General features: G+C 58.1%; 7 protein-coding genes. 5 read left to right on the top strand and 2 right to left on the bottom strand.

Annotated elements, in window-relative coordinates; genetic code table 11:
- The first annotated feature begins 96 nt into the window (after positions 1-96).
- The 5 genes from QPM17_RS22850 to QPM17_RS22830 all read left to right on the top strand — a co-directional run bounded on the left by QPM17_RS22850 (position 97) and on the right by QPM17_RS22830 (position 8538).
- Complete coding sequence (locus tag QPM17_RS22850) at positions 97-936, top strand: LysR substrate-binding domain-containing protein (RefSeq protein WP_285394055.1); 840 nt, start codon at positions 97-99, stop codon at positions 934-936.
- A 757-nt stretch (positions 937-1693) separates the two neighbouring features.
- Positions 1694-3379 (top strand): methyl-accepting chemotaxis protein, encoded by a 1686-nt coding sequence (locus tag QPM17_RS22845; RefSeq protein ID WP_285394054.1) that lies wholly within the window; start codon positions 1694-1696, stop codon positions 3377-3379.
- Positions 3380-3618: 239 nt separating this feature from the next.
- The gene (locus QPM17_RS22840; RefSeq protein ID WP_340367496.1) at positions 3619-5829 is read left to right on the top strand and encodes a putative bifunctional diguanylate cyclase/phosphodiesterase; all 2211 of its coding nucleotides are present in this window, start codon (positions 3619-3621) and stop codon (positions 5827-5829) included.
- A gap of 290 nt (positions 5830-6119) precedes the next feature.
- Positions 6120-8120 carry a sensor domain-containing diguanylate cyclase gene (locus tag QPM17_RS22835; RefSeq protein WP_285394053.1) on the top strand — a complete coding sequence of 667 codons (2001 nt, stop codon included), beginning with the start codon at positions 6120-6122 and terminating at the stop codon, positions 8118-8120.
- 271 nt (positions 8121-8391) lie between these two features.
- Positions 8392-8538, top strand: a complete 147-nt coding sequence (locus QPM17_RS22830; RefSeq protein ID WP_285394052.1) for a hypothetical protein — start codon at positions 8392-8394, stop codon at positions 8536-8538.
- 212 nt (positions 8539-8750) lie between these two features.
- On the opposite strand, the gene QPM17_RS22825 is transcribed toward QPM17_RS22830, so the two are convergent.
- Entirely contained in the window at positions 8751-9197 is a 447-nt protein-coding gene (locus tag QPM17_RS22825; RefSeq protein WP_285394051.1) for a RidA family protein, read from the bottom strand.
- Entirely contained in the window at positions 9187-9609 is a 423-nt protein-coding gene (locus tag QPM17_RS22820) for an acyl-CoA thioesterase (RefSeq protein WP_285394050.1), read from the bottom strand. Before QPM17_RS22820 ends, QPM17_RS22825 begins: the two co-directional genes overlap by 11 nt.
- Positions 9610-9751 lie beyond the last annotated feature (142 nt).

Raw genomic sequence — 9751 nt, 5'->3', positions numbered from 1 at the left:
GCCGTCCGTTTCTTGTAAGTGGAATGCCATCGACGATAGCGAGGCGAACGGTATACGCTCCAATACCAATAATTGTCATGACGATACACAAATATTATGAAGCTTCCCCATCTTCGCGATAAGCAGGTGCTTGCTTTCAAGTTGGTCATGGAATGCGGCACGGTTTCCGGTGCGGCAAGGCGTATGCTCATCGCCCAGCCAGGAGTCACCCGCCTGCTCAAGCAGCTCGAGCATGATTTGGGTTTTCATCTATTTGAGCGGGTGCGCGGCCGCTTGATACCCACTCCTGAAGCGCGCCTCTTCCATCGCGAAGTACTCCGCGTATGGACTGGCATCGATCATCTGCGCGATACAGCACGACGGATACGAGAGCGAGAAATAGGGGGGCTAAGAATCAGCGCCATGCCTCTCCTTGGGATGACCTTTTTACCCGATGTCCTGGCCGAGTTTTCCCCTGACCACCCAGATACCCGAATCGAACTGGCCACCTTTCGCTCCGAACAGGTCGTAGAGGATGTCATCACCCAGCGAAGCGATCTTGGCTTTGCCATCGTGGCAGACAACGACGACCGCGTTAACAGCGAACATTTTCGCCTCGATAGCTTGTGCGTACTACCAAACAAGCACCCGCTCACCGCGTGCAAGAGAATTTATGCAGAGGATCTGCAAGATCAGACGTTGATCTGCTTCGAGCCCCAAGATCCGCTGCGTCGGGCGCTCGATGGGTTGCTGGAAGAAAAAGGTATACAGCCGTGCCGGAGAATAGAAGTCTCACTGGCGCTTCAAGCCGCGCGCCTGGTTGCCAGGGGAGGAGGTCTCGCCATTCTCGATCCTATCAGCGCCAGGGCCTTTGGTGGGGACTCGCTGACGCTGCGCCCCTTCGAGCCCAATCTGGGCGAAGATTTTTTAACACGGGTGAGCCTCTGCGAGGCGTGATGCCACCGCAGCCTATTCTGCGTGCGGGGGTGAACCAGCGCAGCATGCTGTTCCTGGCTGGCGACGTGATGGACTGCGCCTAGGCAATGAGGAGAGGGGGCCAGCATCCATGACCATCGAGCAACCCCTGGAGCCGATGGGGAGCGTTACTGTTTCGGACAATGCAAATAGCCGGGCAGGAGAGGCGCGACATCGACGATGAAGGGCGTGTGGATATCAGCCGGAGCTGAAACGATACCCCCTCTAACTGGACCGCACAGGAACTAAAGGTGCTGGCGCAATCTGAGCAGGAGCAGCCGGGGCGTATCTGTAAAATGCCCTGCCTACACCAAGCTATTAGGCCGAACGCGTCATTTTGGAATAGCTCGGAAGAGTGGCAATTGAATACGGCTTTTGGACAGATCCTCGAAGACCTCCTCGGGGCTGGCTTCCTGCAGCGCGTCCCGCTGCAACGAGCTGGCTCTGGGTGCTGCCGCGGGCGCTGCCGATGATCAGGCGCTAACTCTCGGCGTGCCCGTATCGTCCAGAAGCTCTGATGCTTCCCAGTCCTCGAGACCCGCTGGCTCAAGCGGCGCGCAGTACTCACGCACCGAGCCCTTCAAGCGCTCCATTTGGCTGTCAGGGCTAGTCCCTTCGGCATGGGGACAAACCTTGAGACTAAAGAGTTGGGAGCAGCAGCCGATAGCCAGCATTCAAGGCAGCCCGGTTTCATGCGAGGAGGTCTTGCCTACATCCACTGTATACAAATAGGCAGCACATGAGAAACATTACATTAAAAGCCCTCCTGACTACTCTTGTGTTGGCCATGGCCAGCATGATAGCTATCATCGGCGCTATTTCTATTCTTGGCGAGCTAAAATCTGAAAGAAATATCAATGACTTAACCGAGATAAGTGTTGATCAAGCCAACACAGCAAACCGCATAGAGTCAAATCTCCTGGAGATGCGGTTGCGCATGGCGCGGTATGAGGATTTTTCTCGGCGCGGCGATAATGAGATGGCCGCCACCGCACTCAATCAGGCCCAAGAGAGTCTGGAGCGTAGCCGGGCCAGGTATGAAGAGTTCCGGGAAATTAACGTTCACGCTTCTCAACGTCGCTTTCCCTACTTTGAGGCCGTGATTGACGGCTTCGAAGAGCTGATCACTCCAGAACTAATCGAGGCCATCGAAGCCGGTGATGTCGCAGCAATGCGACAAGAGAGGCAACGACTCAACACTCTCGGCCCGGAGTTCTCGGACAGCGTACGTGCGTTCGCAGGTTTTGCCCAGGAGCGTGCCGGCGAAATGCGGACAGATGCCAATCGCAGCGTACAGCAAACCATCATCCTCACTGCAGTGATCTTGCTGATAGCGGCTCTGCTGACCTTCGGCGCTTATGTCGGCATTCAAAAACTGCTAGTGGCGCCACTCCGGCTCGCTGGTAAAATCTGCGCCCAGATCGCCAAAGGGGATCTCACCAACCAAATCGAGGTGAGTGGCCGAAACGAGATCAGCACTCTGAACCAGGCGCTTCAGGAAATGCAAGTTCGCCTCATCGATATCATAGGCATGCTGCGCCAAAGCGGCGACCAGGTAGCGCTCAGTTCTCGTGAAATAGCAGCTGGTAGTGAAGACCTGGCAAGCCGTACCGAAGAACAAGCATCAGCTTTGCAAGAAACAGCCACCAGCATGGAGGAGATGACCTCCACGGTGCGCCAGACCAGTGAATCCGCTACTTCGGCCAATCAGCTCAGCGATGAGACGGTCGATAAGGCGAAGGAATCCCGTGAAGCCGTCATCCGAACCTCGCAGCTGATGGAAACCATGGAAGCTAGCTCACGTCGTGTGCAAGACATCATCGGTGCCATTGAGGATATTGCCTTCCAGACAAACATCCTGGCTCTAAATGCGTCTGTTGAAGCAGCCCGAGCCGGCGAGCATGGCCGTGGCTTCGCGGTTGTGGCGGGCGAAGTACGCAAGCTAGCAGCCAATTCTGCCGAGTCCTCCAAAGAGATACGCACCATCATCGAGGAAATCACCAAGAACGTTGCCGCTGGCGTCGAGCAGTCTGGCCAGACACGGGATGAAATGGAAGCCACCATGAAGGCAATCCAACAAGTCTCGGCAATGATGCAGGAGATCCTGAACGCTGTGCAGGAGCAGGAAAGCGGTATCAGCCAGGTGGCGACGGCCGTCAACCAGATGGACAGCGCGACCCAGCAGAATGTCTCTCTGGTGGAGCAGACCAGTACGGCTGCGGCCTCACTGCAAGATGAGTCTTCCCGTCTGGCAGAGCTAGTGGCCACCTTCCAGCTCCGTGAGGATGTCGTCTCACCGATGCGTCGCCTTCCCTCAGGCAATGTGAAAGAAAGCCCTGCTGGGGATGGGCATACGCTTCTTAATGCACCGCCGCACAAGGACGGAAGATCTCAACACCAGGTTAAGGAGTGGGAGACCTTCTAAGCCTATCAATACCTTGGTTCGGGGACGCCATTCTGGCGTCCCCGACCGTTAGGTAACTCAGGAACCCGTCACGAGTAATGCCGCTTTCATCTCCCACCCGATTGCGCCGACCAGCGCTGCCTCTTCTCACATGGCAGCGGGCCTAAACTAGGGTGAAGGTTAACCAAAGCACTTGCAGACCGTACCGTGCTGGTTACAGTGTGCTTAGCAATCTAATAATCTAACGGTAAGGTACGCTGATGCTTTCCAGCCGTGGCGGCCCAGTTTATCTCTTGATGCTAGCGGCCGGCCTGTTCCTTGCTGGGCTCCTCCCTAAGAGCTCGCTGGGTAACTTGCACCCTGACCGGAGCGCCGATCTCGTCTTCGCGGGCTCTTCCACCTATGCGCCCTTCCAATGGCTCGATGCCCAGGGACAAGCCCGGGGGTTTGTCATTGACCTGCAAGACAGCATGGCGCAGTTGGGCGGGGTAAAAGCAGAGCATCGGCTTACGGCGTGGGAGTCGGCCTTGAGCGCTGTCGAGAGTGGGGAAGCCGATGCGGTTGCTCTCTTCGCTTCGGAGCGCCGAAGCCAGCAATATGATTTTACAAACCCGTTTTATTACCAGTTCCACAGCATATTTTCCCATACCGATGGGGAGCGCTTTAGCAGTCTGGTCGCCCTGAGTGGGCAGACTGTCGCTGTCACGGCGGCTGCCTATGCGCAGGAGAAACTGGAAGAAGAGCATCCCGATGTCCGCCTGCTTCCCGTGGAAAGCGAGCGGGCCTGCATTCTGGCGGTACATACCAGGGAAGCCGACGCCTGTTTAGAAGCTACGCTTAGTGCCACACGCCATGCCGCCGATTTCGATGTACGTAGAACCAGTTCACCTTTCTGGCCGCGGGCCTACGTTTTCGCCGTACGCAAGGGCAATAGCGATCTGCTGGAATGGCTAAACTTTCAACTCGCGGCCATGCAGTCCGACGGTACCTACTTCGCCATTTATCAGAAGTGGCTCCCCGAGCTGGAGTGGCGCAAACCGACCATAGCCGATCATCTGACTACCTTGGCCTGGATCATCGCGCCGATACTGCTGTTGGCCCTGCTCGGACTGATCGGCGCCTGGGTGTTGAAGCGTCAGGTTGCCCGGAGAACTAGTCAGCTAACCACGGAGTTGCGGTCCCGTCGCCGCCTGGAGAAACAGCTGCGTGACCAAGCGGAGTATGATGCAGCGACTGGCCTGCCCAACCGGCCGGCCTTTATCGGCGACCTTGAGCGCAGGCTAAGTGAAGCGCCCGACTGGTCGCCCACCCTAGTCTTTCTTCGTTTGCTTAGCCTGGATTCGGTCACGAGCACCTTCGGGCGCACCGGTCACGAGGAACTAATCAAGGACTTTGGTCTCCATCTGGAGCACTTGGGCTTCCCTCTGGTATCTCATCTCGGCACAGGCACCTTTGCTCTCATCACTCCGCAGGGGCTAACCCCGGAAGACATAATGGCTCGATTGACTACCTCCTTCTACATCGAGGGACTCTATGTCGATCCGGGAGTAGTCATGGGCATCAGCATCGGACGTGCCGACGACACAGGCAAGGACTCCGCCCCCACTCACGCCGAAGAGCTGTTACGCCGCGCTGTCACGGCCTATGCCTCGGCACACGCCAAGGGCAACGCTTGGTGTGTTTATACCCCTCAATTACAGCCTGACCCTCGAGATCTGATCCTGCTTCACGATTTTCGTCAGCATGGCACCCGTGACATGCGCTTGGTTTATCAACCCAAGCTAGATCTGGCCAGTGGCCGCATTCGCGAGGCCGAGGCGCTGATCCGATGGGAACACCCGCGGCTGGGTTTCATATCGCCAGTTCACTTTATCCCTCTCCTGGAAAAAGCCGGCATGATCACCCGTCTCACCCGCTGGGTTATCGACGAAGCCATCGAGGAGCTGGCTCGCTATCGCACACGGGACCCCGACTTCGGCATCAGCGTCAATATAGCCGCCCAGGATCTAGCCGATGGAGCCGGTCTGGTGGAGTTCCTCCGCGACAAAAGGCCGGCCAGCAGTCTACAGGGCCTACGGTTGGAGATTACCGAGACCGGGGTCATCCAGGACCATGATCACACCCAGAGGGTCATTGCCGCGTTGAGAGAAATCGGTATCGACTGTGCTGTCGATGATTTCGGTACTGGCTATGCTTCGCTTTCCTACCTGAGCCGATTCGCCATCGAAGAGGTCAAGCTGGACCGCAGTTTTATTCGTAAGATGCGCGAAAACCGGCGTGACTATGCCATCGTCGCTTCCACGATCGAACTAGCTCACACCTTAGGTCTCAAGGTGACCGCAGAAGGCATCGAGGATCAAGCCACTCTGGAGGCATTGGCCGAGTTGGGTTGCGATACCGCGCAAGGCTATGTGATCTCGCATCCCACCGCAGCGGATGAAGTGTACCGGATGATCGAAAGCATTACCTAGAGTGGATTGAGAGCTGATTCGCCGAGTCGTCTCGTCACGCGGTTACACAAGCATCTCTCGTCTTCCCTCGTACCGATCGATTTCGCCTGGCACACGTTTCAAAAGCCCTTTTTGGGAAAATGTGGCCGAGCGTGTCCTGGCGGGCGAGACACAAACGCCACGCGGGCCAAATGCCTTGATGACGAGGCGCGACTTTTGCTGGATACTACGCGCGGTCAGCGAGATGGCCCTTCCGTCCCGCTCCAGACCTATAGAACCACTCGCCTGCACGGATTGCGGCTGACCTGCTTTTGAGGTTTTGCCCCCTGGTCATCAAACCCCTCTGGGCTCGTCTAACGGCAGCCATACTGCTCCCCGTGGCGCTGGTCACCCTGACACTGACGCCCATCTTCACCTCGCACGTTAAAGAGCGAGTCGACAGTTCACGCCAGTCCGCCGAGTCGCTGCTCGCATCCGAGTACCAGCTGCTCCTGCGGAGCATGAACGAGAGCTTCAACCAAGTGCTGGCCACCGCGGAGAACCCGTTGCTGAGGCGCATCCTGCCCCGGCAAGCTTCGGCCCAGACGCCGACGTGGGGCCTCGCGGCACAAAGCGACTGGGAGCAGTTGGAGGCGTTATTCGATACCCTGCTGACTCACTTCGGTCGCTACACCCGCCTGGCGGTAATCGATACTCTAGGACGTGAATGGGTCTCCACCTCAACGGCGCCCCTGCTGACACGGCCACCAGTAACCGACCACTGGACAAGCCCCGCCTTTCAGGGGGCCATGAGTCTGCAGCCGCGGGACCTCTATGTCTCCCCGCCGCACCTGTGCGTTTCCGGCGAGGAGGAGTCGCCGGTGGCTACCGCTATCGACATCGCCACGCCGATCGTCGATGACCAGGGTGAGCGTCTAGGCGTATTGTTGTTCACCCTCGACTGGTCACGACTCACCGCAACACTGCCCCATGCACGGGAGGATAGCCCGGGCGAGGCCCTGCTGGTGGATGCCCGGGGCCAGTGGCTGCTGCCCAGCAGTGATGGCTCACGTGAACGCTTCGGTCATTCGCTTACGGAGCGTTGGCCCGCCGCCTGGGCGGCCATGTCCATCCGCAATCAGGGAATCGCCACACTGGACGATCACCTGCTTGCCTACCGCAGCCACGATCTGCGTACTCAACACTACCGCAGCCAGGCCGGGATGATCCTCAGCGACCCGGACACCCAGCCTTGGCACCTCGGCATCCTGATGACGAGGCCTAGCCTCTGGAGGCTGCTGATGGAAAACCCGGTGCAGCTGCTGGCCATCGCCCTGGTCTACTTACTGTCGGTGGCCTTCGGTGTGTACTGGGTGCTCAGCAACCATCGTCTGCGCGAGCTACGGCAACGCGCACTGACCTTCTCTCGAGAGGCCCGCCAGTACGCTGGGGAGGTGCAAGACCTCTACCATTACGCCCCCTGCGGCTATCACTCCCTCGACAGCGACGGTCGGGTTATCAAGATCAACCGCACCGAACTCGACTGGCTGGGCTATCGTGCCGACGAAGTGATCGAAAAGCGTCACTACCGTGACTTCGTTACCCCGGAGACCCGCGCCGCCTTCGACGCCGCTTTCCAGAAGGTACTGGGCGAGGGGCAGGAAGGCAGCGCCGAGTGCGAACTGCTGTGTCGCGATGGCACCCGACTGCCGGTGGCCATCCAAGGCAAGGCGCATGTCACCGAGGACGGCTTTCAATATTCCCGGGCGACAGTGTTCGATCTCAGCGAGCGCAAGGCGCTGGAGGCACGCCTGGAAAAACAGGCACTAACCGACCCGCTCACTGGGCTGGGCAACCGCCGCGCCCTGAAGGATCAGGCTGCCATAGAAATCGCTCGCTCCGAGCGCAGCAGGGCACCGCTGTCCCTGATCGCCATCGACCTCGATCATTTCAAATGTATTAACGACACCTACGGCCACGATGTGGGAGATCTCGTGCTCCAGGCTTTCGCCAAACTCGCCCGTCAGGTGCTGCGTGATGGCGATGTGCTGTGTCGCATGGGTGGCGAGGAATTCGCCGTGCTGCTGCCCGACACGAACCGGGAACAGGCTCTGCAGGTGGCCGAGAGGCTGCGTGAGGCGATTGCCACCACCCCCGCCAAGGTCGGCAGGGATGCCACGGAAGAAGGCACGCTGGCCTACACCGCCTCGTTTGGCGCGACGCTGGTCTGCGCGGGGGAGGCGACGCTGAAGCCAGCGATCAAGCGTGCCGATTCTGGCCTCTACGCTGCCAAGGAGGCAGGGCGCAACCGTGTGCAGTGGGAAGAGGCGTGAACCCATACATAGTGCCCAAGCATCACCTCGGTTTAGTCGCCCCGGCCAGAGGCTATCAAAACATCAGGAAAACGCCCCTTTTCTAACTTTATAAAATTTACGACATTTTTTACACGAAACCGCCCCTGCTGAGCCTCCTGGAGGAGCGGCCAGCATGCGTAAAAAAACGACCCTTATTCGAATTCGAGATGCAATGCGTCTCGAATTCGTTACGTAGAGAGCTTTGTTTTTAATGCCGATGCCACGAACTCAGCAGCGCTAGAAACTTTCCATGCAGACGCAGCCAGAGGCCGCTCTGAAGGATCATAGAGCGATCTATGCCGCCTTCCAGGCAGGCGGTCAAGAAGGGGTGAATAACGCTATCGAGATCAGTAGCGAGAGCTGGGAAACCAACCTGACATATCCCGATGGTTCCTGAAGAAGTTTATTCTAGGATGCAGCTTCATTTGAGATAAAAGGAGTTCTGCTGCGGCGTTGATGCGCTGGCAATCAATCGTAACGGATGTGCCGGCCCGGTATTCTCGACATCCGTCAGGTTCAGGGTGTACGCCCTTCGTACTCGATGGGTGACTGAACTTCGCTCGTCGCGGTGGCCCCTAATGGTATCAGATGCCGAACTCCTCCGTAGTTTCACGGCTTTGGGTAGCTACAGTCGTTCGGGACCACGGCAGTAGCTTCGATTTCTACTTTGGCTCGGTCTTCGATCAGGTCAGCTACCTGCACCATTGTCATGGCCGGGAAGTGCTTGCCGAGCACGTCTCGGTAGGCGGCGCCGACCTCCTTTAGCCGTGCTAAATACTCTTGCTTGTCGACCACGAACCAGGTCAGCCGAACCAAGTGTTGAGGGCTAGCACCGGCCTCCTGCAGTACCTCTTTGATGTTTGCTAGCGCCTGATGAACTTGATCGACGAAGTCGTCGCTTTCGAATATTTGGTCGCCGTTCCAGCCGATCTGGCCGCCCACATGGATGGTGCGACCCGAGGCCATCAAGCCGTTGGCGTAGCCCACGGCCGGTTTCCAGTGGGCAGGGTGGAGGTGTTTGTGAGCGGTCATATTCGGTTTCTCTTCAGGTTTCATTGAGCGAGAAGTGCTGGCGCATGGTTTCGGGCCATGGCAGGGGGCGGCCGTTAATCAGGTCGATGTGAACCAGCGTTACCTGGGCTGTCAGGCGGCGCTGGTCGTTGCATGTTGCGTTGATGTCGAGGTTGAGGCTGGTTCTGCCTGCGATTTGCGGAGTCAAGCAGAAGGAAAGAATCTCTCCCAGCCGGCTCGGTGCATGAAACTGCGTCTTTAGCGAGACCGTAGGAACGCCTTTGTTCGATTCCACCAGATCATTAAACCCGAACCTCAGGACGTCACTGAACCAATCCTCGACAACAGAATTGACCATCTCGAAGTATCGAGGGTAGAAGACGATTCCCGCGGGGTCGCAGTGCTCGAATCGCACTTTGCGTTGCGTAGTGAAGTTTGTGCATTTGTCATGGTTCATGTTGTTGCTCATGTCCAGCCCTCGCCGCGTTCGGCCAGGCGCTGCAGCTGGTCGCGACCGGCACGGTAGGGCGCCGGCCAGTCGCACTCGTCGTCACCGATACCGGCGGCGGCGTGCAGCGTCCAGTAGGGGTCGGCCAGGT

The organism is Marinobacter azerbaijanicus (genome assembly GCF_030250645.1).
GTDB lineage: Bacteria > Pseudomonadota > Gammaproteobacteria > Pseudomonadales > Oleiphilaceae > Marinobacter > Marinobacter azerbaijanicus.
The sequence above is the reverse complement of the archived record's forward strand: the minus strand, read 5'-3'. Positions and strand labels throughout refer to the sequence as shown.

What these genes read in the sequence shown, in the direction of transcription:
- QPM17_RS22820 (WP_285394050.1), bottom strand. Translation starts at nt 9,609, where the DNA reads ATGAACCATGACAAATGCACAAACTTCACTACGCAACGCAAAGTGCGA.
- QPM17_RS22830 (WP_285394052.1), top strand. Translation starts at nt 8,392, where the DNA reads ATGCAGACGCAGCCAGAGGCCGCTCTGAAGGATCATAGAGCGATCTAT.
- QPM17_RS22850 (WP_285394055.1), top strand. Translation starts at nt 97, where the DNA reads ATGAAGCTTCCCCATCTTCGCGATAAGCAGGTGCTTGCTTTCAAGTTG.
- QPM17_RS22845 (WP_285394054.1), top strand. Translation starts at nt 1,694, where the DNA reads ATGAGAAACATTACATTAAAAGCCCTCCTGACTACTCTTGTGTTGGCC.
- QPM17_RS22840 (WP_340367496.1), top strand. Translation starts at nt 3,619, where the DNA reads ATGCTTTCCAGCCGTGGCGGCCCAGTTTATCTCTTGATGCTAGCGGCC.
- QPM17_RS22825 (WP_285394051.1), bottom strand. Translation starts at nt 9,197, where the DNA reads ATGAAACCTGAAGAGAAACCGAATATGACCGCTCACAAACACCTCCAC.